Here is a 23,586-nt window from a genome sequence, read left to right as displayed (position 1 = left end):
ATTGATTAAAAAGATCAAATAATAATGATTAGATTTTTGAAGTGGTCAATTCCGGGATTTTTACTCGGTTTAATATTGGTTTTTGTCAGCGCGCCTGAGTCATTTGCGCAGAGCATCCCTGATATTTCTTCCATCAAAGTGGATGAGTTATCAGATGCACAATTAAGACAATTGGTTAGCCGCGCAACAAGTTCTGGACTTAGTAAAACGGAGCTTTTGGAAATGGCAAGGATGCGTGGAATGTCAAATATGGAATTGGAGAAGCTCCAAAGCAGGTTGGAAAACCTGAATAATGTACCCACCACCATGAAAAGCAGCTCCACTGCTTCCAAAAGAGAACCTCGAGAGCAGGCAAACCTTAATGAAATTCTTCAAGGCATTTTTACCAACCAGGAGGAAATGGACGAAGAAAGGGAATTGCAGCCCTATTTTGGCTTGGACCTTTTTTATCAAAAAGAGCGTAAGCTTACTTTTGAGCCTAGCCTCAATCTTGCCACCCCCGAAAACTATGTTTTAGGACCTGGAGACTTGGTCTATGTGGACGTATACGGTGCTTCAGAACATTACTATGAGTCCACGGTTACCCCTGAAGGGAAATTGATATTGGATAATATTGGCCCCATTCCTATTTCTGGCTTATCTATTAGTGAAGCGACCAAAGTCATTAAGAATAGGTTGGCCCAATTCTATGCGGAGATGCAAGGTGCTAATCCGAGTACGTTCTTGCAAGTTTCATTGGGAAATATAAGAAGTATAAAAGTACATATGGTAGGAGAATTAAGACTGCCTGGTACTTTTACTTTGAGTGCTTTCAGTACCGTATTTAATGCCTTGTATGCTGCAGGAGGGCCCAATCAAAACGGGACAATGCGGAACATCAAGGTGGTGAGAAATAACCGTCAAGTGGCGGTGGTCGATGCTTATGATTTTCTAGTCAATGGTAAGGCCAATATGGGTTTTCAGCTAATGGACCAGGATGTTATTTTAGTAGAACCTTATGAGGCCAGGGTGCAATTGGAAGGTGCAGTGAAGCGACCACTTATTTTTGAAGTCAAAGAAGGGGAGACTTTTCAAGATGTTTTGAGTTATGCTGGAGGTTTTGCTGATCAAGCATACACAGAACGGGTAAGTGTGACTCGGTTGACCGATAAGGAAAAAGCAGTTTCTGATGTATATGCAGGTCAATTTGGAATTTTTACAGTAAAAGGAGGAGATCGTTATACCGTTGGAACCATTTTGGATCGATATAATAACAGGGTACAAATCAAAGGGGCTGTCTTTCGGGAAGGTAATTATGCCTTGACAGATGGATTGACTTTATCTACATTAATTGAAAGAGCGGAAGGACTTAAAGGAGATGCTTATTTGAAGCGGGCCAGTATCATCAGGACCCATGAAGATTTGACAACTTCGGTAATTCAAGTTGACCTCAATCAGGTAATAGAAGGTGGAAGCGATGTAATGCTTAAACCGGATGACATAATTAGGGTCGCCTCCATATATGACCTAAAGGACGAATACTATCTCAAGATTTCTGGGGAAGTTCGTGACCCAGGTATTTATCCCTATTCAGATGGAATGACAGTTGAAGACCTGATTGTCAATGCAGGAGGGTTTAAAGAGTCTGCCTCAAAATCTGATATTGAAGTGGCAAGAAGATTATCTAGTGAAGAAAATGGAGAGATTGCAGAGCTGATCCCGGTAAATGTGGAGGGGGACTTGAGCATTAATGAAAGCTCGGTGATTTTAAAGCCATTTGATAATGTCATCATCAGAAGGAAGCCGAATTTTGCTTTGGAGAAAGTAGTGATAGTAGAAGGGCAAGTGAATGCTCCTGGTGAATTTGCCCTTAGAGCGGCAGAAGAAAGGATCTCCGATGTTATCAGCAGGGCAGGGGGACTGACCAAATATGCTTATCCCAAGGGGGCTACCTTGATTCGGAGAACAGAGTATTTCAATACAGAATCAGAGAGGATCCGAAGACAGAAAAATATGGATCAGCTTCTGGAAAGATTGGAAACAGAGGCTACAGATCCTTCAGAAGCACAGTCCAGGCAGAAATCAAGGCTGGAACAAGAAGCAGGAAGAGCAAATTTGGAACAACAAAAAAGTGATTTGATCACCAAGACTCGCCAAGAAACGCTACAGGAAATTACCCAAGGTGAAGGTCAAACTTCTATCAAAATCAAAGAAACTGAAGCCATCGCCATTGACTTGCAAGCCATCATGGAGAATCCCTATTCCAAGTATGATTTGATTTTAGAAGAAGGCGATATCATTAGTGTTCCCAAGCAACTCCAGACCGTAAGGATGAGGGGAGATGTGATCTATCCGACCACGGTGAGGTTTGAAAACAACCGATCCATGAAGTATTATATTGACCGGGCAGGTGGTTTCGACAATAGGGCTAAAAAGAAGAGGACTTATGTGGTTTATGCCAATGGAGAGGTAGCACGAACAAAAGGGTTTTTGTTCTTTAAGTCTTTTCCCAATGTAGAGCCTGGTTCTGAAGTAATCGTTCCTTCCAAAGGGCCAAGAACACCATTGAGAGTAGGGGAAATCATAGGATTGACTTCGGGTTTAGCTACCTTGGTATTGGTGATTACGCAAATCAATAACAACAGCGGAAACTAATGGCAGATCATCAACATATCATCGACGACAAAATCACTTTCAAAGAGTTGATCCAGAGAGGAGAAGGTTGGATCAGGTTTTTTAAAAGTAAGTGGAAGTTTATACTCCTGGCTACCATTATGGGAGCATCCCTTGGACTGATCGCTTCCTTGATAAAAAAGCCTAAATATACAGCCGAAACCACTTTTGTTTTGGAAGAATCAGACGGTAGTGGGATGGGGAATTTATCGGGGCTGGCAAGTTTGGCGGGGATCAACCTAGGCTCGTTGGGCGGTAGTAGTGGTCTTTTCAAAGGAGATAACATCATGGAACTATACCGTTCTGACCATATGTTAATCAAAACATTGTTGAGCGAAAATTCGGGGGGAGAGGGCTTATTGGTGGACAGGTATATCCATTATCATCAATTGGATAAAAAATGGGCTGATAAAGTTGATTTCAATGCTTTGGATTTTACTTTAAATCGAGAAGAGTTTCCAGTGCAGCAAGATAGTGTGATGAAAGTTCTGGCCAAGATGATCAGGGAAAAGGATCTTGGAGTTACCAAGCCTGACCGTAAGTTGAGTATCATTAAGGTAGCGGTGACTTCCAAAGACGAGCAATTTGCTAAAGCCTATAATGAGAAATTGGTTGAAAATGTCAATCAGTTTTATTTCGAGACTAAAACCAAAAAGACGGCGGAGAATTTAAGTATTCTACAAAATCAAGCAGATAGTGTGAGAAGGGTTTTAGATCGAGACTTAGCAGAGTTGGCAGGGATGCAGGATGACCGACCTAATCCTAACCCGTTGATGCAGCGGGCCTCAGTAGAGTCAAAAAGCAAGCAGGTAGACATTCAAGTGTCCAGTAGTGCTTACTCTGAGATTGTAAAGAATTTGGAAATTGCTAAAATAAACCATAGAAACAGTACCCCCTTGATTCAAATAATTGACAAACCCAGATTTCCTTTGGCAGAGTCAAAACTAAAATGGTATGTAGGGGTTTTTCTAGGTGGCGTAGCAGCTTTCCTGTTGGCCATTATTTATTTGTATATCTCTCGGCTTTATCAAGCCAATGTGAAAGAGGCTCAGTAGTAGGGATTTTATTATGTTTGAAAAGCTTACTTCCCTATCATTTTTACAATTGATCAGGCACAAGTCTGTCCAAAACTTTATTTTTTTACTCTTCATTCAATCTTCCAACATCCTTATTTCATTGATGGCGATGCCACTATTGATCCAGTCCATAGGTGTGGATCAGTTTGGTTTGGTGAGCTTGGCCCTATCTGTGATTTTGATTGCGAATGTTTTTGTTGGATTTGGGTACAATCTAAGTGGTCCAAAAGATGTGGCCCTCAACCAAAAGGACACAAAAGCGCTTTCTGCCATCTTATCCAATGTGATCTCCAGTAAGTTGGTTTTGGCAATTCTCGCTGGCGTGTCACTCTTGGTAGCGGTGAAGGGTTTTGGCTTGTTTCAGGAATATCAGGTGATCTTGCTGTATTCCCTGCTGATGCTCTTTTCAGAAGCGACCTTACCGGTATGGTTTTTTCAGGGGATGGAAAAAATGCGCTTGGTTTCTGTGGCCAATGTTTTCAGCAAGTTGCTGTACCTCATGGGGATTATAATGTTTATTGGCAGCCCCCAAGATGCAAAGTGGGTAAACTTTTTCTTTGGTGGAGCTGCTTTAATCGTAAACTTACTGGTGCTGGTATATGTTCATTTTATTTTCCAGATTCGAATATATTTTGCTGGCTTTAGTAAAGCCTTACAGTCCTGTCGGAGTAATATCTATCTTTTTTTATCCAATTTAGCCAGCCACATTTCAGTGAGTGGTGGCATGGTGATATTAAGTTTTTTTGCCAGTGCCAATATTTTGGGAATGTATAGCTTAGCGGAAAGAGTCTCCATGGTACTCCGGATGTTTCCTTCTTTGACCATAGCCGCAATTTATCCCAATTCCAGTAAGTTATACGAGCAGGATAAAGTAGGCTTTTACCGGTTTTTATTAAAGGTATACAGGTTGGTCATCTTGGCATCAATACTAATTACGGTGGTCATATTGGTATTAGCGCCATTTATTATCAGGCTTTTAGCAAAAGAATTGATCTCAGATTCTGTCGTTTTTTTGAGGATATTGGCTTTTGTCCCAATGATGGCCACCTTGAATATTGCCAACATGATCATGATTTTAGTTACTGACCAAAAAAAGGTCTTGTTTAATAGTTCTTGGATTTTTTGTGTATACATGCTCCTTGTTGCCACTGTAATGACCGCTTGGTTAGGGGGAAAGGGCCTTGCATACGCACTGGTTTCCACAGAACTTGCAATTTTTATTACCTGTTCTTTGCTCATTAAAAAACACAGCCCCGCTCTATTTAGTGAATTCTATGGAAGATTGCTTGGTCGCCATCATCATTCTTAATTGGAATGGATATTCGTATACCCGAAATTGCCTTCATTCACTCAAACGGGCTACGTCCAAAGATTTCAAAATTATTTTAGTGGACAATGCTTCCTCAGACGGATCCTTGAACCAATTGAAAGAAGAATTTGAAGAGGTGATTTATCTCCAAAATGAGGAAAACCTTGGTTTCACAGGGGGAAATAATGTTGGAATTCAGTATGCCTTGGATAGAGGATTTGAATATATCATGTTGCTCAATAATGATACAGAGGTCAAGGAAGATTTTATGGAGCCATTGACAAATGCACTGAACACGAATGATAGTTTGGGTGCCGTGCAGCCTTTGATGTATTACTTGCATGACAAGACTACTGTATGGAATGCGGGAGGCAAGTACTGTTCATGGACAGGAGGCTCCAAGTCTATCAAGCAATTCAAAAATGTAAGTGTTCCATATGCTACCGATTGGATTACAGGATGTTGTGTTCTGGTTAGGACATCGGTGGTCAGACAAGTAGGGCCTTTGAACCAGCATTATTTTGCTTACTTCGAGGATGTCGATTGGTCACTGCGGATCCAAAAGGCTGGCTTTGATTTGGCGGTTATACCTCATTCAATCATCTATCATGAAGCTGGAGCATCTTTGAAATCTAAAAGTAAGGGAAAGGAAGGGCGAATCAGTCCCAAAGTTCATTACTTGGCCACTCGAAACCAATTGTTTCAATTAAGGAAACATGTAAACCTACCAAAGTCCATTATAGCTTGGGCTTATCAGCTCGGTAAGTTTACCCTGTTTGCAGTATATTTCTTGGTCAGAAACAGGAAAAAGAAGTTGGCCGCTACCTATAGTGGACTGGTAGATGGACTAACTTTAAAATTAACTCAACCACATGAAAAATAAAGACTTTCTAAGAGATAGTCTATTTACTATATGGATACATTTATCGAATTATTGAGATGCCCCCAGACGGGTGAAAAGCTTATCAAAAGAGGAGAGGAGTTGGTTACTGAGAATGGACAGAAATACCCCATCATAAACAAGGTACCTGTTTTGATCAATGAAGATAAAAGTATTTTTAAGTTGGATCAGTTTATCAATGATGAGGTTACTTTTTTTTCAAATAATAAACTGAAGAATTTCATTTTAAATTTGATACCTTCTTTAAGTATTAATTATGCTGCCAAGTCCAATTTCAAACAACTTGGTGAGCTACTGAAGGAAAAAAAGAATCCCGTGGTGTTGACAATAGGCGGAAGTATTGACGGAAAGGGAGCAAAGGAGCTTTATAGTCATGAAAATTTCACTTTTATTGACTCTGATGTGACATTTGGACCAAAGACCAAACTGGTTTGTGATGGTCATGATCTGCCATTTGCATCCAAGTCAATAGACGCGGTGGTGGTACAGGCAGTTTTGGAACACGTCTTGGACCCTGTTCGTTGTGTGGAGGAAATTCACCGGGTACTAAAAGATGATGGACTTGTTTATTCTGAGATTCCATTTATGCAGCAAGTACATGGCAAAGCATTTGATTTCACCCGTTTTTCATATTTGGGTCAACGGAGATTGTTTCGAAAATTTGAGGAGTTGGCAATGGGAGCCACAGCAGGACCTGGCACCTCATTGGCCTGGTCGATGGCTTATTTCTTTATGGGGTTTTCCAACAATTTCTATATCCGGGTCTTTTTAAGATTGATCGGTACTTACCTGTTCTTTTGGGTCAAGTATTTTGACTACCTCACCAAAAATAAAGAAAGTGCCTTGGATGGTGCTTCAGGAATTTATTTTATGGGCAGAAAATCTACTGGTAGGGTGCTTTCTGATGATCAGCTGGTTCAAGATTATAAAGGTGGATTTAGTACCTATTTTGCCTAAAAGATAAAGCTCAAACAAATAAAATAATCGTTTTATAAGTGCTTTTTATAGCGGTCATACTATACGTTGTTCCCTTAATTTCCATTACGGTAGATAAGATTGTATTCAAGGGTAAATGGGAGTGGGTGATCTATTTTATGATGTTGTACCTTCCTGTGTATACGACTATTTTAAGTGTGGTCTATCAAACGACTTCATCTGTATTTATTACCAGTATTTTTCAGTATCTCAAGGAGTTTGTGCTGTTATTAACAATGTTATCATTTGTGCTTTATCAAAGAAACATTTTCGAGTATGGATTTAGGCTACAACTCACAGATAAACTGTTTTTGTTTTTTTATTTGCTATGTACCTTGTTTTTATTTCTTCCAGTAGGCTCAGCCAGCTTCATCACCAAAGCCATATATTTCAAGAATGTGTCGGTGATGGGGTTAATGTATTTTTTTGGGAGAAATACAGTTTTACAAGCAGGGGAATACCGTAAGATTTTTTATGCCATCATTATGATTTTTTCTGCTGCCTTACTGGTGAATTTGTTTGAAAAGGCCAGTGGGGTTCATTTCCAAAATTTTACTGGATATGCCAGTTATAATCATATGGTAAACAAAGTGGAACCTTCTGGCCACTATGGTTTGACTTGGACTTTCGAAACCCAAACAGGAGGAAAAAGGTTGGCTTCTTTTTTTTCTGATCCACTGGACTTGGCCAGTTCATGTTTATTGGGTTTTTCCGTGGGGTTAATTGGCTATTTGACCTCTAAGCGTGGGCAATCATGGGTATTTGCATTATTGATGGGGATCACTACAATGAGTTTGTTTTTTGCCTCCTCAAGGGCATCTTTTGCAGCTTTCTTTATTATGTTATTTTTTATAGCCATGATATTTCGCTTGTATGGTTTGATAAAAATAGGAGGTGTAATATTGATGGCTTTTGGCGTCTATGTGTTGTTTTATGCTACTGATGATTTTTATTTCTTCGTGATAGACACCTTGACTTTCGAAAATGCTTCCAGTGTGGGGCATGTGTTGGCATGGGTAGAAGCCCTGAATCAAATGATTGCAGCTCCATTGGGTTCAGGCTTGGCAATGAGCGGAAATTCCATTGGAGTTACAGATGAATTGCGTATAGGTGGGGAAAACCAATATTTGATATTTGGGGTTCAATTAGGCGTATTGGGAATGTTATTGTATATAGCTATTCTGGTTGTTGGAATATGGGGTTCTGTACAAGCCTTTAGAAAAACAGATGATATCCATTTAGCACGGATTGCCTTTGTGGCGGCTACGATAAAGGTAGGGCTACTTTTACCGCTTTTTACAGCCAATGCCGAGCTATATGCGTTCGTGTCTTGGGTGAGTTGGTGGATGATTGGGCTGAGTATGAAAACTTATGGCGAATGTATGTCCTATAGTAATTTACGCGTACCGGTAAGTCAATAGTCATAATACCAAACAACAAAATAAAACACTGTATTATTCAATCATTTAACTAGTGATTAGTTCAGGGGATAAGGACTATATTTTTCTCGATAAATCAAAAGTCCAATTTGGATCAAAAGCAAATTAGTAGTTGTTATAATTTAATGTATTCAAGAGAATAACATGTGATTTTATGTGTGGAATTTATATGACTAATATCCCTTGTGAAAAAGAAAAAATTCGGGATAAGTTAGAAAAAATTAATTTTAGAGGTCCAGATAATTTAGGGATAGAAAAAATCAATAATATTTCTTTAGGACATCTTCGTCTTTCTATTATTGACCTAAATGTAAGATCTAACCAACCATATAATTTCAAAAATTATTATATAACCTACAATGGTGAAATTTATAATTTCAAATCTATTCGTGAAGAGTTGATTTCATTAGGATTTTCATTTGAAACATCAAGCGATACAGAGGTACTGATAAAAGGATATTCCGTATGGGGGAAAGATTTATTAGAGAAGTTGAATGGGATGTTTGCTTTTGCGATTTATGACATTGAAAGAGAAGAAATTTTTTGTGCTAGAGACAGATTGGGCGTTAAACCATTTTATTACTATTGGGAAAATGGTGTTTTTGAAATATGTAGCCAATTGAGCCCTTTAATAGAAAAGAAGGCCAAAATTTCAGAAGAAGCCATTAGCATATATTTAGATTATGGGTACGTTCCAAGTCCATATTCTATTTTAGAAAATACCTATAAGCTTTCTCCCGGAAATTATATGATTATTGATCTGAAAAAGAAAACAAAAACTATTTCAAAATATTGGGATCTTAAATCAATAGAGACACGCGACATTTCTTACGAGCAGGCAAAGGAAGAGCTTCATGAACTTCTCAAAGATGCGATAAAAATTCGAATGCAGTCAGATGTTCCTCTTGGAGTGTTTTTATCCGGAGGAATAGATTCATCATTGGTTGCTGCAATTGCCTCTAAATTATCAGAGAAGCCTATTAATACTTTTACCATTGGATTTGAAGATCCTAAATACGATGAAAGTAAGATTGCCCAACAATTTGCTGAAATAATTGGCTCTGATCATAGAAATTCCATATGTAGAGTAGAAGATGTTTTAAATATGCTTCCGACCTTGATAAAGGCTTATGACGAACCTTTTTCGGATAATTCAGCATTACCTTCTTTATTGTTAAGTTCTGAAACGAAGCAATATGCGACCGTAGCACTTTCAGGAGATGGAGGGGATGAAAGTTTTTTAGGATACACGCATTTTGATTTATTACATAAGTTCAACCAAATAAAGATTATACCATTCTTTGTCAGAAAGATATTAGGCAGACTTCCATGGCATAGGTTGTTTAAAAGAAGACCCGAAACTATTAAAGGAATGTTAGGAGCAAAAAGTTCTGATGATTTTTCATGGAATCTCTTTATGAGGAATGATTCCTTACAGAAAGAAAGGAAGTTCCTTTGGGAAAAATATTACAACGGATACAAAATATGGGCAAAAAGTTCTATTCAAAGAATGGCAGATTTGAATATAAAACTGTGGTTAGAAAATGATAGTAATGTAAAAGTGGACAGGGCAAGTATGGCATTTTCTCTGGAAGTGAGAAGTCCTTTTTTAGATTATCGTATTGTAGAATTTGCCAGAACTTTGCCTGTTAAATATAGGTATGATGGAAAAAAAAGAAAGAAAATCATTAGAGATATATTGTCTAACTATATACCGGAAGAAGTGTTTGACCAACCTAAAAGAGGGTTTATAGTCCCCATGGATAAATGGCTGACAAGCGAGTTAAGACAAGACGTCATAGAGAAATTAAATGATGATTTTTTGAAAAAGATACCTAATTTGAATGTTGCGAAATTTAAAAATAAAATGAATTTACTTTTAAATGGAAAGTATGATTATTCACATCTTGTGTGGAGAATGTATGTTTTGGCCTTGTGGTATAAAGAATATGATTCCAGATCATAAATGGCACCCATTCTATAATCAGAAAGGTGATCCAGCGTGGATCTTGCCAAGAGAAGTTGATAAGATTTCTTACAAAAATCGTCTCATTTGATAAAGGTTTCCATTAGACTTGTCCATAGAGAACTTGACTTAAGACAGACAAAGGTGATTAAATTAGGGTTATTCAGTAACTAATCGCCTATTTAGATTCAAGTACTATAGATAGTCAAGATGGATAAACAGACACAAGTTGAAAAGAAGTTTAAAATCAAAGAATAGGAAAAAAAGAATCCTTGTTGACATCTATTACCTCCATGTTGCACAGACAGGAATCCGAACATATACTGAGGCGCTGATCGAGAGTGTGCAAAGTGCTGTGGATCCACAGTTTGAGTACATAATAAGTCCCTCTTATGCTTCCATAAAATCAAGTACCTTCTTTAAAGGCAAAACCCCAAAATGGAAAAACCTGCTGTATCAGCTACTATATTTTTTGCGAAAAGCAGTGGTGCTACCGATTTTGACGCATTGGCACAGATGCGATCTTGTATTTTCGCCCGATATACTTTCACCTCTTTGGGCTAGGGGAGTGAAAATATCAGTTATTCATGATGCGGCTTTCTGGGAAAATCCAGACCACTACAATCCCCGATGGCGCAGGTACTTCCTATCATTGCTTGATTTGTCCCTTCGAAGAAACGCCCAAGTAGTGACCATTACTGAATACTCAAAAAAACAGCTTCAGAAACACTTGAATATCCCTAGACTGCCTGTCCATGTGGTCTATCCTGCTACCAATTTGGTCGCCAAATCGACTTTTAAATCTGAAAGACCACTTCAATCTCCTTATTTCCTCCATGTCGGGGTCATGGAAAAGAGAAAGAACCTTGTGACGTTGGTCAGGGCGTATGAACATTTCCTGAAAGAAACCGGCAAGACAGATGTTAAGCTAGTATTGGTAGGGCAGCGGGGCCCCAGGAAGGAGTTGGATGACTATGACAATGTCATTCATGAAATCGATCGGTTAAGGTTAAGGGATCAAGTAATTCTTCCGGGTTTTGTAAGCAGAGAAGTATTGGAAAGCTATTATCAGCATGCCTTTGTCTATATTTTCCCATCTTTGAATGAAGGTTTTGGGATGCCTATTTTGGAGGCTTTTTCCTATAAGATTCCAGTGATCATCTCCAATCAGGGTGCATTAAGGGAAGTAGGGGGAGAAGCGGTGCTTTATCCTAAGGATAATTCAGCCAAAGCTTTTGCCAAGGAAATGGAAAAGTTAGTGAAAGGAAAAGAAGTGCGGAATTCCTTAGTGGAAAGAGGTGAGAAGAGGCTTAAGAGTTTTTCTGGAACCCAATTTTTAGATAAGCTCGAAAAAGTTTTTTCTGCTGAAACATGGTAGACTAAATCAATAAGGAAATAATATTTTTCGGTTGTAGCATAATTCAGCTTTTACTCGTATTGGTATAAGAATGCTTAATCTTTTAAATATGAATTTTATGAAAAGAGTAGTTTATTTTCTTTTAGCCTTTTTTTTAGTTATCGCTACATCATGTAAAGATGATGAAAATCCTAGTGTAAGCTGTGGTGTCGAAAACCCTGCTGAAGACTTGGCTTGGATGAAGCCAGTAATTGAAGAGCTGGAATCAACGGAAATAGGTAGGGATTATGGTTATATCAGAAGCGGGGATTATGAAGGGAACAATTATTATTATGTGGGATCTTGTTGTCCTCACTGCAATTGGGCTCCTATTTTCTATAATTGTGAAGGTGAAGTTCAGGAATACTTAGAAATAAGTGATTTGACTGAAGTCAAATTAGTCTGGAAGTCAGAGTCAAATATGTGTGATTTCTAATAAGAATCATTTTTAAAAAATCATATTTGAACTGTATTGATAAATAAGAAGGTGGAAGCTAATGATTAAAGCTTCCACTTTTTTTTCTGAAAGTCTCGTATTTATACCCCATAATTATTCCAGGATATCAGATTTGGCTAAAATATTTCTTGAGAGAAAAATTTTTTCTACGTGCTCTAAGGCAACAGCTGTGGGTACTTAGCGTCTGATATCAGTTTTGTGTTCGGGGTATATGTCCACCAAAAAAAAGACGACCTTTTTTTAATTGGACGCTAATGTTTTAAAGTAATACAAGTTTTTTATTCGGTATTCGATTTCTAATAATATGATTATCCGCAATGATGCCAGTAAGGATAAATAGCAGCAATGATGAGCCTGTCAAATAGTTTTTGACCGAAATATCTTCTGTTGAGCTTATAGCAGAACTCGTCAAGATAGTTTTGCATCATTCTTTCACTTATCATATGGTATGTCTGCAGGTGTTTCTTTAAGTTGCTGATAGCAATGTGTACCCATTTGAGGTTGAAGTGCCCCTTTTCGGTTCCCGAGATCTCCTTGACATGCACATCTATACAATCACCCAGGTCTGAGAAGGTGGTGCTCATATCTGTTTGAAGCACTGAGTTTGGATCAATAAATTCCTTGATCAAATTCTGGGCTGTTTTCGCCTCCAGGTTCTTTATCTTCTTCATCTTAAAATACCTACAGCTTTTGTCGGATTTGCCCGTTTCAAGGTCTTCCAAAACCGTTGATTCGGCCATTACGGCCACTATTGACCGTTTTTGGCTGCCCCTGCCTCTTTTGAGTTTGTGTGGTTTTTTCGTTGCTTTGCCCACGAAGGCCTCGTCATACTCCACCATGTCCTCAAGACTGTAAAGATCATCGCGTTTCCCCATTACTTTACGGAGTTTATGGTACATCCTGAAGACAGGTTCGTAACGCTTCATGCCCAGCTGTCTTTGGAGTTCCAAAGCACTGAAGCCCTTCTTGGTGGCTGTGATGAAGGTCATGGCCAACAACCAGGTCCGGATCGGAAGATTACTGTTTTCCATTACCGTTCCACTTCTGATACTTGTCCTGAAGCTACAGGAAGAGCATTGAAAGGCCTTTTTGTTTGCCAACCAATAATGTCTGATACCTTTGCATCTTTTGCAGATGATACCTGCTTGGCTCCTTTTGTGCCTGATAAACTCGATACAGGAAGATTCGTCAGGAAACCGATTGATGAAGTTGATAATGTTCATGGTCAAAACCGTTTGTCTTGACCCAATTTATTGAGAGTAATAACTCAACTGAAGCAATTGACACCAACTGTCAATGTTAATTTATTTGGCTACTGGTGCTATTGCGGATATACACATCTAATAATTTAAGTTCCATTAAATTTCTCTTTTAAACAAGTGATGCTCGCTTCTATTATAACTTTCATGCCTGTGGGTGAATTTCCTCTATTCATGAATGTTTTGTGGATTTAGACCCAAACTCGTTAGATGATTATTCTCAATACCGTGGAGCTAAACCTTCGATTTCCATAGTTTCAATATCGACATAAACTATATTGGGGCCGAGTGTAACATGAGTAGTGCTGAAAATCACTTTATAGTTATCATCCTCGACTTCTACATTGGCTTTTCTCCAGTCAATAGTGACTGACTCCTTGCCAAATTCCCCCTCATCAATGCCGTTCCATGCAATTTCCCTAACTTTCATTAAGTTTGGGTTTTCATCTTGATCGTAGCAACTTAGAAGAATAAAGAGGTAGGGATAAAAATAAAAACAATAACTTCTTCATAACCTATAGTAATTTTAAAAATTGGATTAACATTATTAAAGTTAAACAACAAATTCATTTTTTTTGTATAAACAATTTAAATTTGACCTCTTAAACGGAAATAATTGTATACTAACTGATGCCTAACCTGATTAAGCAAACCATAAATAAAATCACTGGTTTGGACTTAAATGACCGATTCAATGAAGACTGGGACAGCCTTTCCACCTTAGGCGTATTGTTGCGCATGACTGTGTGGTTTGTTCGCGGGAGTTTCCGCAGAATGTGGTTCAGATCCTCAAAAGGTATGTTGCTGATCGGAAAGCGAGTTACCATTCGCCAAGCCCGGTACCTTTCCGTTGGTAAGAATTTTATCGCTCAGGATAACTGTGAGATCAATTGTCTTTCCCAAAAAGGCATCATATTTGGCGATAAGGTTACAGTAGGTAACTACGCCATTATCCGTCCTACCAACCTCTATGGGGGAGAGCCTGGTATCGGACTAAAAGTAGGGAATAACTCCAGTATAGGCCATTATGCATATATCGGCTGTTCTGGATATATTGAAATTGGTGATAATGTGATGATGTCGCCCAGGGTAAGCATTTATTCCGAAAACCATAATTTTGACGACACCGAAAGCCCGATGATGGAACAAGGGGTGACTAGGTCCTTTGCCAAGATAGAAGATGATTGCTGGATTGCCAGTAATTCCATAATTTTGGCAGGAGTAACGGTCGGCAAAGGATCGGTGGTGGCTGCCGGAAGTGTTGTCACTAAAGATATTCCCCCTTATTCAATTGTTGGAGGAAATCCAGCGAAGGTAATTAAGTCTAGAAATTCCTTTAAATAAAGCCACAGGCCAATTTGTTTGAAAGTACCAACAAATAAAATGAATCAAGAAACGGTATTGGTATTGCATAGCTCTACCGATCTTTATGGAGCAAGCAGAAGTTTGATAAGATCTGTTTTGGGAATGAAGAAAGAAGGAATTCGACCGATTGTTATTCTTTCTTCAGAGGGATCTTTAGCTGATGCAATTAGGGAAGAAGGTATTGAGGTTTTGATTATTAGATTAGGCGTAATCAGAAGAAAATACTTCAACTTACAAGGGTTAATCAATAGAATGAAGCATATGAAAAATGCTTCAAACGAATTGAAAAATCTAGTTAAAAAGTACAATGTACGACTAATTTATACCAATACTACAGCCGTTTGGGTAGGGGCTTGGGTAGCGAAGAGTATTGGGTTGAGACATATTTGGCATGTAAGGGAAATTATTGAACAGCCAAATTGGTTTAAAAAGTTTATTGAAGCCTTGCTTCAAAAGACTGGTGACCTTGTAATTTGCGTTTCTCAAGCTACTGCGAACAATTATTCTTCTGGTGTAGAGAAGAACAAGTTAAAAGTAGTCTACAATGGTATCGATTATCTACCGTTTAAGCAGGCCAAATATGATTTAAAGAAGGAAATAGGGATTGATCAGAATACGGTCTTGATTGGCATGATTGCCCGTGTACATTTTTGGAAGGGTCAGACCTACTTTCTTGATGTGGCAAAGGAGTTGGCCAAGCGACATCAAAACATTCATTTTGTGATGGTAGGAGATGCCTTTGAGGGCTATGAATACTTATACGATGAAATCAAAACCAAAATCAAAGAGAATGAATTGGTGGATAAAGTGACCAATTTGGGGTACCGTACAGATATTCCAAACATCATGAGTGGCTTGGACATATTTATGCTTCCATCTATTCTGCCTGACCCATTGCCCACCACTGTTTTGGAAGCAATGGCTGCAGGAAAGCCTGTAGTGGCGACTGCTCATGGTGGAGCCACAGAAATGGTGTTGGATCAAGAAACCGGTTATTTGGTGCCTTGGGATCAAGCAAACAAAGCTGCTTTGGTTTTTGATTCCCTGATCAAAAATGAAGGACTGAGAATGGAAATGGGAAGAGCGGGGCAAAAAAAGGTGATGGACAATTTTTCCATAGAAGCTTACATGAACAATATGGGAGAGATCTTCAAATCCCTACTTCCCCAAAACAAGCACAATGTCTAAAGTGAAAGAGAAGAAGCCATTGAGAGTGGCCATCTTTGGGGCAAAAGGGTATCCCTATGTGTATGGTGGCTATGACACCATGATCAAGGAGCTGGGAGAGCGATTGGTGAAGAAGGGTATAAAAGTAACTGTTTACTGTCACCGTTCTTTGTTCAAAGACCGACCAAAGCAGGTCAATGGGATAGACTTGGTCTATATGCCTGCCATTGAATCCAAATCCTTTACGCAACTGACCCATTCTTTTTTCTCCATGATTCATGCTTGCTTCTCTAAGGCGGATGTGATATTTGTGGTCAATAGTGGAAATGGACCCTTTGGTTTGATCTCTAAAATTTTTCGAAAACCAACAGCCATCAATGTAGATGGTTTGGAGTGGCTTCGCCCCAAATGGAAGGGAGTAGGTGCCAAGTACTTTTATTGGGCCTCAAAAATGGCGACCAAATTCTATGATCAAATCATCAATGATTCGGATGAAATGCAGAGGGTCTATGAGGAGCTTTTTGATGCTTCCTCAAGAGTAATCGCCTATGGTTCCAACCCAGGCTTAAGGGCTGATCCTACATTGATAAGTAAATGGGATTTGGTCAAAGAGGATTATTATCTGATCGTGGGGAGATTGGTGCCAGATAACAATGCGGATTTGATCATTGAAGGGTTCACAAAGTCCGCTTCCAAAAGAAAGTTGGTGGTGGTAGGAGATGTTCCTTATAAAGATACCTTTGCTGAAAGACTAAAGGATTTACCTGATGAACGGTTGCTTTTTACAGGCTATGTGAAGGATCCGTATGAACTGGCTGCATTGTACCAAAACTGTTATGCCTACTTTCATGGTCATGAATATGGTGGTACCAATCCGGCCATGCTGAAGGCTTTGGGCTATGGATGTGCTATTTTGGCTTTGGATACACCTTTCAATCAAGAGATGCTTCAAAATGGGGAATATGGATGGTATTTTGGCAAGACGGAGGAAAAGGTAAGTGAGGTGGTGGCCAAAGCAGAAAGTGCTCCAGAAGAAATGAAAAGTTTAAGGGAAAACTCACAAAAAGGGTTGACCCAAAAATATGATTGGGACCATGTCACCGACCAATATATTGAGGTCTTTCAGGAATTGTCCAAAAAATCCTGAAAGACCTATTTTTAATTTTTAGTTGATTTTAGGGTGTCACATTTTCCACACCCACAGTCTAGGTGATTGGTTTTTTTAGGCTTGGCATATTGGAAAACTTTCCAGCCAATGATGCCTGCAAATAAAGTCCACACGATAATTTCCTGCCACATAATCAATTTCTTTTCTAAGACAATATTTGATAGACTACCCAAGCGGATACATAAGCTAAGGCGGTCATGTAAACGGTTTGGATAACTGGCCATTTCCAGCCTTTAGTCTCTCTGTAAACCACTGCCAACGTACTCATACATTGCATGGCAAATGCATAGAACACTATCAGCGAAAAGGCAGTTGCCAGATTAAATACTTTTTCCCCGGTCTCAGGATTGACCTCACTCTCCAACTTTTGCTGAATGGTCAATTCATCTTCCACATCACTACCCACACTGTAGAGTGTTGCTATGGTAGAGACAAATACCTCACGGGCGGCAAAGGAAGTTATCAGTGCAATCCCAATTTTCCAATCATATCCTAAAGGCCTGATGGTCGGTTCAATGAACTTACCCATTATTCCTATGTACGATGATTCTAGCTCAGCAGATGCAAGTTGGCTCTCATAAAGATCCAACTCTTCTTGAGCAGCATTGTCAGCAGGAACTTCAACCTTAGCAATAGTCTCTTCACGAACACTGGATGGCCCATAGGAAGCCAATACCCATAGAATTATTGAAATGGTCAAAATCACCTTTCCAGCGGCAAACACGAAAGTCTTGGATTTGGAGTACATGGTGATCAACACATCTTTCCACCTTGGAAGTCTATATAATGGCATTTCCACCATCAGATAGCTCTTTTCTTTGAATTTTAAGGCCAGTTTCAAAATCCAAGATGTGAAAAGCACCGCTATTATTCCCAATAAGTACATCCCCAATAACGCCACCGCTTGGAGATTAAACGGGCCCACATAAGATTCCGGAACAGCAATGCCTATCAAAATCACATAAACAGGCAATCTTGCAGAACAGCTCATCAATGGAGTAACCATGATAGTGATCAATCTGTCTTTCCAATTACCAATATTTCTCGTAGCCATTATCCCAGGGATTGCACAGGCAATACCAGATATCAAAGGAACTACACTTTTACCATTGAGTCCAAAAGGTCTCATGATCCTATCCATTAAGAACACTACCCTTGACATATAGCCAGTATCTTCAAGAATTCCCAAAAAGGCAAATAGTAGGGCAATTTGAGGAATAAAGATGACCACGCCACCAATCCCGGGAATTATCCCTTCAGTAATCAGCTTAGTCAAAACTCCTGCGGGCAAGAGGTTAGCTACTGTGGCACTGAGTGTGGCAAAGAAACCATCTATCAGGTCCATAGGCATGGCTGACCAAGCGAAAACAGCCTGAAAGATCACTAACAATATACCTATAAAGATCGCATAGCCTCCGACTTTATGAAGGAATACACTATCTAGCTTGTCCGTTAATCTCTTTCTCTGAATATCGGTCTTTTCAATTGCTGAAGACAAGACTTGTTGAATGCCAGCGTATCTTTGCTGCGTTTCTTCCAGTTGTGTCTTTTTGATGTCGTATTCAGCCTTAGCTAACTGATGCTCTAACCAGAGTTTGTCATTTTGATCAATTAATGGCTCACTTTGATGGAATCGGATAAGTTGATAAGCTTGATAACTATTTTTCAATCCAAATTTTTCTTGAACGGCAGAAGAAAGTTCAAGAGGCAAAAGATCTTCAGTGCTTAAAAAAGGCTGAGGTTTCTCAAACATCTTTTGTCCAATCAGGTCAAGTATTCCATCTATTCCCTTATTACTGCGGGCATTGGATTGGATGATCGGTACACCTAAAGATTGGTACAATGCATGTGTCTTTACTTTTATGCCTTGATCCGCCGCGGTATCTTCCATATTCAATACGATGGCCATAGGTAGTCCCAAATCCATAATTTGAGTGACCAGAAAAAGTCCTCTTTCCATGCTGGACATATCCACTACCGCCAATACAAAATCGGGTCTATTACCTTGATCAAGGCCGTTAAGCACCCTATGCACGATTACTTCATCCTCCGAATTAGGGTAAATACTGTAAGTTCCCGGCAAGTCAAGAATAGTCGCTTCTTGTTCTCCGATTTTTATATTGGCAAATCTCTTGTCGACCGTCACTCCAGGGTAATTTCCCACCTTCTGGCGTAATCCCGTCAACCTGTTAAAGATGGTTGTTTTACCTACATTGGGGTTTCCTATTAATGCAATAGTAAATGTGGATTGTTGGGTAGGTGTCAGTACTTCTGGCATAAAAGAATCAATTTTCTAATGTCACTTGGATCAGCTGAGCTTCAGCTTTTCTTAAGGCTATCACTGTATTTTCCAGCTTAAAAGCCAAAGGGTCTTTTAGCGGGGCTCTTTGTAAAAGAGAAATGCGTTTTCCAGGTAGGAAACCCATTTCCATTAAGTGTAGGGTAAGCTCGCTTGGAATAATCTGTTGGATTATCGCCATCTTTCCTTGCTCTAATTGATCGGCCGTACTCATAGATAGTGAAATTAGATTAAATCTAAATTGTTGCAAAATTAACGGAAAAAGATTAAAATTCGTTCTGTTTTTGATTAAATCTTGATGCTTTTTTGGTAGGAGGCATGGATAAAATTGGGCAGATTAATAGGCTTTTAAGCTGATGAAATCTAGGTTTTGTTTTAGGAATTAAAATATATTTTCAACGATTATACTTATATAATATAGGCCAATGTGAATAAACGATAAAGTGATGTCATGGATGGGCAATTTGGGTAATTGTACCGCTGCTTATCCCATTCTTTTTTTATGCAGTTAAGTTACCGACATTTTCTTTATGATCTAATCTGATTTAGCGTATTGATCTAAACAGTCGAATGATTATAACTTTATATTAACAGATATTTAATGATGGATAAAAGATAAATTTTTATAATTTTACTGAACCTTAATTAAAATTTAAGGAAAATTATTTCATCAAGAGCCTAAGCAATTTTTTACAACGAAAAGAACATGGTATTTAAATTGCTGTAGCGTTAAATGACATAGTACAATAGTATCATTTTTATGGCGAGACGGTTTTACAAATACTTTCCTTGGTTATTTCTTCTGGGCGATATTTTAGTAATTGGAATATCATTGCTAATAACACATATAGTGGTTTCACAATATATTACAATCAGTGACATGAACACTTCCCTCTATGGGTTGTATCTGATGATCTGGTTGACCTTGGTAGCTTTCAGAAAGGATTACAAAGTTGGAAGAACTACAGATTACCTATTTACACTTCAAAGGTTATTTGGCTCGATACTCTGGTTCTTTTCCATTATTTCAGTTTTATGGATTGCGTTTCAGGCTTACCATCTGAGCAGGCTGTTTTTATTGGTCAATGCAGGAAGTATGATGTTTTTGCTCAGTGTATATCGGGTATCGGTACACATTGCTCTTAAACAGTATCGCTCAAAAGGAGGGAACTATAGAAATGCAGTGATTATTGGAAAAGGTGGTACGAGCTATAAACTGGCTAAGGTTTTCCAAAGCAGAAAGGATTTTGGAATTAATTTTTTGGGTTATTACGATGATGTGAGTACTTGTTTAGAGACAAGGGGTGGTTTGGATGACTTTTTCCGAGAAGTAAGGGATATGGATTTGGATTTGATTTATATCAATGAAAGGCTAGACCTACCCACTATGAAAAGAATCATCCATTATGCTGATGAAAATTACATTAAGGTAAAGGTGATTCCGGGAGGGAACCTTCAACTTGAGAAAAAACTATCCTTTTCCAAATATGGTGACTTTTTTGTCATCAATGTCAATGCGATTCCTTTGGATAGCGCTATTAATAGAGTGAGTAAAAGAGCTTTCGATATCTTATTTTCTTTGTTCATCACTGTGTTTGTCCTAAGTTGGATGATTCCTTTGGTAGGACTATTGATCAAACTGGAGTCTAAAGGGTCGATATTCTTTATCCAATTAAGGAACGGAGAAAACAATAAGGTTTTTAAGTGTTTAAAGTTCAGGTCAATGACTCCCAATGATTATGCTGACACTTTGCAGGCAACCAAAAATGACCCGCGTGTGACCAGAATTGGAACCTTTTTGCGAAGTACCTCATTGGATGAAATGCCACAGTTCTTGAATGTTCTGATTGGAGATATGTCCATTGTGGGACCTAGGCCTCATACTGTACCGATGAATGAGACATTTCGTACGCAGATAGAGAAATACAATGCCCGCCATAAAATCAAGCCCGGAATTACAGGACTTGCTCAAGTGAAAGGCTACAGAGGGGAGATCATTCGTCCCTACCAAATTAGGTCTAGGGTACGTTTGGATTATTTTTATATTCAGAATTGGTCAATGTGGATGGATATGACCATCGTTGCCAAAACCATTCGCGAACTGGGATTCAACAGGGACAACGTTTATTAATATGCAGGAATTAAGGCCCCTAGCGTGTAAGCTTTGTGGCAACATAGAAGGGAATTCGGTTTTTCCTGTAAAGGAAATGATGTTTGGTTTTCAGGAGAGTTTTGATTATTTGGAATGTAGTAATTGTAAGGCTATTCAAATAGTGGAGGTTCCAAAGAATTTAGGTGAATATTATCCCACAGATTACTATTCTCTAGGTGAAATCAATACTTCCTCATGGTTTAGGAGGTTTCTGAAAACTGTTCACTTTAGGTTATTTAAAACCACCAATTTAAGTTATTTTAAGCACTACCATTATGGGGATTGGCTTCAGGAGCTCAACCTGCCTTTTTCAAGCAAAATAGCCGATGTGGGTTGCGGAAATGGACAACTTCTTTATGAATGGTCGGTTAGTGGTTATACTTCATTAGTTGGAATTGATCCATTTATGTCCAAGAGTAAGGAGATAAAGCCCGGACTTAAGCTGTTGAAGAAATCCATTTTCGAGGTTCAGGAGAGTTTTGATTGTATCATGATGCACCATTCTTTTGAGCACATGGATAACCCAAGACAAGTGATGCAGAAAGCTGTTGAACTTCTTAATGAAGGTGGACAGTTGCTTATTAGGATACCATTAGCGGACAAAGAAGCTTGGAGACATTATGGATCCGACTGGGTCCAGCTGGATGCTCCAAGGCATATATTCCTCCATAGTGAGAAGTCCATTAAGGATATGGCCAAGGAGTGTGGCCTTTTGCTAAAAAAGATTGTTTATGATAGTACTCCCTTTCAATTTTGGGGAAGTGAGGCTAATAAGATGGGGGTCACACACAAAGAGGCGCTAAAATCAGAACTGTTTTCTAAAGAGCAGATGGAAATATACAAAAAGAAGTCCCTCCAGTTGAACTTGGAGGGACAAGGGGATCAGGCCTGCTTTTACTTTGTAAAAAGTTAAATATTCAAAAGGGCTTGTAAGAAACCCATATTCTCACCCTTTCTTTTAATGACTAGCATGGGGATTTTATGATTGATATGGACCAACCTTTCAGCCACACTTCCCAAAAGCAATGCAGCGGAATTACTTCTTCCACGGCTACCAATGATGATTAAATCAGTATCGTTTTCTTCGGCTGTAGTCAAGATATGGTCAGCATTGCTGGCTTTGTCTTTTAGTACAAAGTCACAAGGATGGTATTCAATTTTATGTTGTTTGACCATTTTTTCAAATTCCTTTTGGGCATTCTGACGCATGATCTCTGCAAATTCCTCATAGGACTTACCCGTTTTATGGTAGCCTATCGGTACATCATATACGTGGATATATTTGATCTCCGCATCTTGGTGGTTCTTGATAAACCTCTCTACTTTTTCCAAAATCAATTCAGTATGGCTGGAGAAATCTATAGGTACCAGAATTTTTTTAAACTGCTTATCATCCATTCCTTCGGTAATGAAAAGCACAGAGTTGGGAGCTTTTTGGGCAATCCTCTTTGGTAAGGTACCACTGCCTTCCAATTCGGTTTTACGTCCCATGATAATAAAGTCAGCATTCTTTATTTTTGACCATCTCAATAGGCTGTCCATAGGATTGCCTTCCTCTGCGGTTACTTCAACTGCCACCTCATCAGAAATGCCCAATTCATCCACTTTCTTTTTTATTCCCAGCTCTATACTTTCATCTACTGGAGCCAAAAGGTTTGGGTAGGTGCTGGTGATGTCCTCCGGGAGAGCTAAATTCTCGGAGATATGCATAAAGTAAATTTTCTCAAGATTTAATAGTTTGATGACCTTTTTGGTGTTGTCAAGTATGACTTGGTCCATTTTGCTCAGGTCCAAACCTATTAAAGCGATGTTTCTTTTTTCCATAGTTGTGATTCACGGATTTGGAACAATTTAATAGATAGATGGGAGCTTCAAAAGTAAATGGCAATAATTGTATTCATTTAAATTTTTAGTGGAATAAATCCTAGATTTGTATAGATGTAGCCATTTTAATAAGTTTTTATCGAAGCAATAATTAAACAGAATCAGTTACTCCAATGGCAAA

The 23,586-nt window shown here is 38.8% G+C and carries 19 protein-coding genes; 14 read left to right on the top strand and 5 right to left on the bottom strand.

Translation table 11 applies throughout. The annotated features are described in order from the left end of the window. Positions 1–24: 24 nt before the first annotated feature. The 9 genes from JL001_RS04695 to JL001_RS04655 all read left to right on the top strand — a co-directional run bounded on the left by JL001_RS04695 (position 25) and on the right by JL001_RS04655 (position 12,150). A complete protein-coding gene (locus JL001_RS04695) occupies positions 25–2,634 on the top strand; it encodes an SLBB domain-containing protein (protein ID WP_200974994.1) in 2,610 nt (869 codons plus the stop codon). Further along, positions 2,634–3,707, top strand: coding sequence for a Wzz/FepE/Etk N-terminal domain-containing protein (locus JL001_RS04690; protein WP_200974993.1), 1,074 nt, complete (start codon positions 2,634–2,636; stop codon positions 3,705–3,707). Before JL001_RS04695 ends, JL001_RS04690 begins: the two co-directional genes overlap by 1 nt. Positions 3,708–3,720: 13 nt before the next feature. Then, a complete protein-coding gene (locus JL001_RS04685; RefSeq protein ID WP_200974992.1) occupies positions 3,721–5,037 on the top strand; it encodes an oligosaccharide flippase family protein in 1,317 nt (438 codons plus the stop codon). Then, the gene (locus JL001_RS04680) at positions 5,003–5,920 is read left to right on the top strand and encodes a glycosyltransferase family 2 protein (RefSeq protein ID WP_200974991.1); all 918 of its coding nucleotides are present in this window, start codon (positions 5,003–5,005) and stop codon (positions 5,918–5,920) included. Before JL001_RS04685 ends, JL001_RS04680 begins: the two co-directional genes overlap by 35 nt. 30 nt (positions 5,921–5,950) lie before the next feature. Then, entirely contained in the window at positions 5,951–6,895 is a 945-nt protein-coding gene (locus tag JL001_RS04675) for a methyltransferase domain-containing protein (protein ID WP_200974990.1), read from the top strand. A 38-nt stretch (positions 6,896–6,933) separates the two neighbouring features. Beyond that, the gene (locus JL001_RS04670; protein ID WP_236252717.1) at positions 6,934–8,334 is read left to right on the top strand and encodes an O-antigen ligase domain-containing protein; all 1,401 of its coding nucleotides are present in this window, start codon (positions 6,934–6,936) and stop codon (positions 8,332–8,334) included. Positions 8,335–8,506: 172 nt separating this feature from the next. After that, a complete protein-coding gene (gene asnB / locus JL001_RS04665; RefSeq protein ID WP_200974989.1) occupies positions 8,507–10,318 on the top strand; it encodes an asparagine synthase (glutamine-hydrolyzing) in 1,812 nt (603 codons plus the stop codon). A gap of 229 nt (positions 10,319–10,547) precedes the next feature. Beyond that, positions 10,548–11,696 (top strand): glycosyltransferase family 1 protein, encoded by a 1,149-nt coding sequence (locus JL001_RS04660; RefSeq protein ID WP_200974988.1) that lies wholly within the window; start codon positions 10,548–10,550, stop codon positions 11,694–11,696. A gap of 97 nt (positions 11,697–11,793) precedes the next feature. Then, on the top strand, positions 11,794–12,150 hold the full coding sequence (locus tag JL001_RS04655; RefSeq protein ID WP_200974987.1) for a hypothetical protein: 357 nt from the start codon (positions 11,794–11,796) through the stop codon (positions 12,148–12,150). Between the two features lie 329 nt (positions 12,151–12,479). Here JL001_RS04655 and JL001_RS04650 read toward each other — a convergent pair whose 3' ends face one another. Both JL001_RS04650 and JL001_RS04645 read right to left on the bottom strand, forming a co-directional pair. After that, positions 12,480–13,394, bottom strand: a complete 915-nt coding sequence (locus JL001_RS04650; protein WP_200974473.1) for an IS1595 family transposase — start codon at positions 13,392–13,394, stop codon at positions 12,480–12,482. 256 nt (positions 13,395–13,650) lie between these two features. After that, entirely contained in the window at positions 13,651–13,860 is a 210-nt protein-coding gene (locus tag JL001_RS04645) for a hypothetical protein (RefSeq protein WP_200974986.1), read from the bottom strand. A 200-nt stretch (positions 13,861–14,060) separates the two neighbouring features. Here JL001_RS04645 and JL001_RS04640 point away from each other — a divergent pair, with 200 nt between their 5' ends. The 3 genes from JL001_RS04640 to JL001_RS04630 are packed head-to-tail and all read left to right on the top strand — an operon-like array spanning position 14,061 to position 17,109. Beyond that, positions 14,061–14,774 carry a DapH/DapD/GlmU-related protein gene (locus tag JL001_RS04640; protein ID WP_200974985.1) on the top strand — a complete coding sequence of 238 codons (714 nt, stop codon included), beginning with the start codon at positions 14,061–14,063 and terminating at the stop codon, positions 14,772–14,774. Between the two features lie 39 nt (positions 14,775–14,813). After that, positions 14,814–15,983: a glycosyltransferase family 4 protein gene (locus JL001_RS04635; RefSeq protein WP_200974984.1), complete on the top strand. Its 1,170-nt coding sequence runs from the start codon at positions 14,814–14,816 to the stop codon at positions 15,981–15,983. Continuing rightward, positions 15,976–17,109, top strand: a complete 1,134-nt coding sequence (locus JL001_RS04630) for a glycosyltransferase (RefSeq protein ID WP_200974983.1) — start codon at positions 15,976–15,978, stop codon at positions 17,107–17,109. Before JL001_RS04635 ends, JL001_RS04630 begins: the two co-directional genes overlap by 8 nt. Positions 17,110–17,275: 166 nt before the next feature. Here the strand turns inward: JL001_RS04630 and feoB are convergent, their stop codons facing one another. Further along, positions 17,276–19,408, bottom strand: a complete 2,133-nt coding sequence (feoB, locus tag JL001_RS04625; protein ID WP_200974982.1) for a ferrous iron transport protein B — start codon at positions 19,406–19,408, stop codon at positions 17,276–17,278. Between the two features lie 7 nt (positions 19,409–19,415). Then, entirely contained in the window at positions 19,416–19,643 is a 228-nt protein-coding gene (locus JL001_RS04620; RefSeq protein WP_200974981.1) for a FeoA family protein, read from the bottom strand. Between the two features lie 546 nt (positions 19,644–20,189). Between JL001_RS04620 and JL001_RS04615 the strand changes: the two genes are divergently transcribed. Together JL001_RS04615 and JL001_RS04610 are read left to right on the top strand one after the other, a co-directional pair. Further along, complete coding sequence (locus tag JL001_RS04615; protein WP_200974980.1) at positions 20,190–21,560, top strand: exopolysaccharide biosynthesis polyprenyl glycosylphosphotransferase; 1,371 nt, start codon at positions 20,190–20,192, stop codon at positions 21,558–21,560. A gap of 1 nt (position 21,561) precedes the next feature. After that, complete coding sequence (locus tag JL001_RS04610; RefSeq protein ID WP_200974979.1) at positions 21,562–22,494, top strand: class I SAM-dependent methyltransferase; 933 nt, start codon at positions 21,562–21,564, stop codon at positions 22,492–22,494. Here JL001_RS04610 and JL001_RS04605 read toward each other — a convergent pair. Next, positions 22,491–23,405, bottom strand: coding sequence for a universal stress protein (locus JL001_RS04605; RefSeq protein ID WP_200974978.1), 915 nt, complete (start codon positions 23,403–23,405; stop codon positions 22,491–22,493). The genes JL001_RS04610 and JL001_RS04605 overlap by 4 nt on opposite strands. Positions 23,406–23,586: the final 181 nt, after the last annotated feature.

The organism is Echinicola sp. 20G (assembly GCF_015533855.1).
In the GTDB taxonomy this organism is placed as follows: Bacteria; Bacteroidota; Bacteroidia; order Cytophagales; family Cyclobacteriaceae; genus Echinicola.
This window is presented reverse-complemented; position numbering and strand designations above follow the sequence as displayed.

Coding starts and splice junctions, on each gene's coding strand:
- JL001_RS04695 (WP_200974994.1), top strand. CDS start 25: ATGATTAGATTTTTGAAGTGGTCAATTCCGGGATTTTTACTCGGTTTA.
- JL001_RS04690 (WP_200974993.1), top strand. CDS start 2,634: ATGGCAGATCATCAACATATCATCGACGACAAAATCACTTTCAAAGAG.
- JL001_RS04685 (WP_200974992.1), top strand. CDS start 3,721: ATGTTTGAAAAGCTTACTTCCCTATCATTTTTACAATTGATCAGGCAC.
- JL001_RS04680 (WP_200974991.1), top strand. CDS start 5,003: ATGGAAGATTGCTTGGTCGCCATCATCATTCTTAATTGGAATGGATAT.
- JL001_RS04675 (WP_200974990.1), top strand. CDS start 5,951: ATGGATACATTTATCGAATTATTGAGATGCCCCCAGACGGGTGAAAAG.
- asnB (WP_200974989.1), top strand. CDS start 8,507: ATGTGTGGAATTTATATGACTAATATCCCTTGTGAAAAAGAAAAAATT.
- JL001_RS04655 (WP_200974987.1), top strand. CDS start 11,794: ATGAAAAGAGTAGTTTATTTTCTTTTAGCCTTTTTTTTAGTTATCGCT.
- JL001_RS04650 (WP_200974473.1), bottom strand. CDS start 13,394: ATGAACATTATCAACTTCATCAATCGGTTTCCTGACGAATCTTCCTGT.
- JL001_RS04645 (WP_200974986.1), bottom strand. CDS start 13,860: ATGAAAGTTAGGGAAATTGCATGGAACGGCATTGATGAGGGGGAATTT.
- JL001_RS04640 (WP_200974985.1), top strand. CDS start 14,061: ATGCCTAACCTGATTAAGCAAACCATAAATAAAATCACTGGTTTGGAC.
- JL001_RS04635 (WP_200974984.1), top strand. CDS start 14,814: ATGAATCAAGAAACGGTATTGGTATTGCATAGCTCTACCGATCTTTAT.
- JL001_RS04630 (WP_200974983.1), top strand. CDS start 15,976: ATGTCTAAAGTGAAAGAGAAGAAGCCATTGAGAGTGGCCATCTTTGGG.
- feoB (WP_200974982.1), bottom strand. CDS start 19,408: ATGCCAGAAGTACTGACACCTACCCAACAATCCACATTTACTATTGCA.
- JL001_RS04620 (WP_200974981.1), bottom strand. CDS start 19,643: ATGAGTACGGCCGATCAATTAGAGCAAGGAAAGATGGCGATAATCCAA.
- JL001_RS04615 (WP_200974980.1), top strand. CDS start 20,190: ATGGCGAGACGGTTTTACAAATACTTTCCTTGGTTATTTCTTCTGGGC.
- JL001_RS04610 (WP_200974979.1), top strand. CDS start 21,562: ATGCAGGAATTAAGGCCCCTAGCGTGTAAGCTTTGTGGCAACATAGAA.
- JL001_RS04605 (WP_200974978.1), bottom strand. CDS start 23,405: ATGGAAAAAAGAAACATCGCTTTAATAGGTTTGGACCTGAGCAAAATG.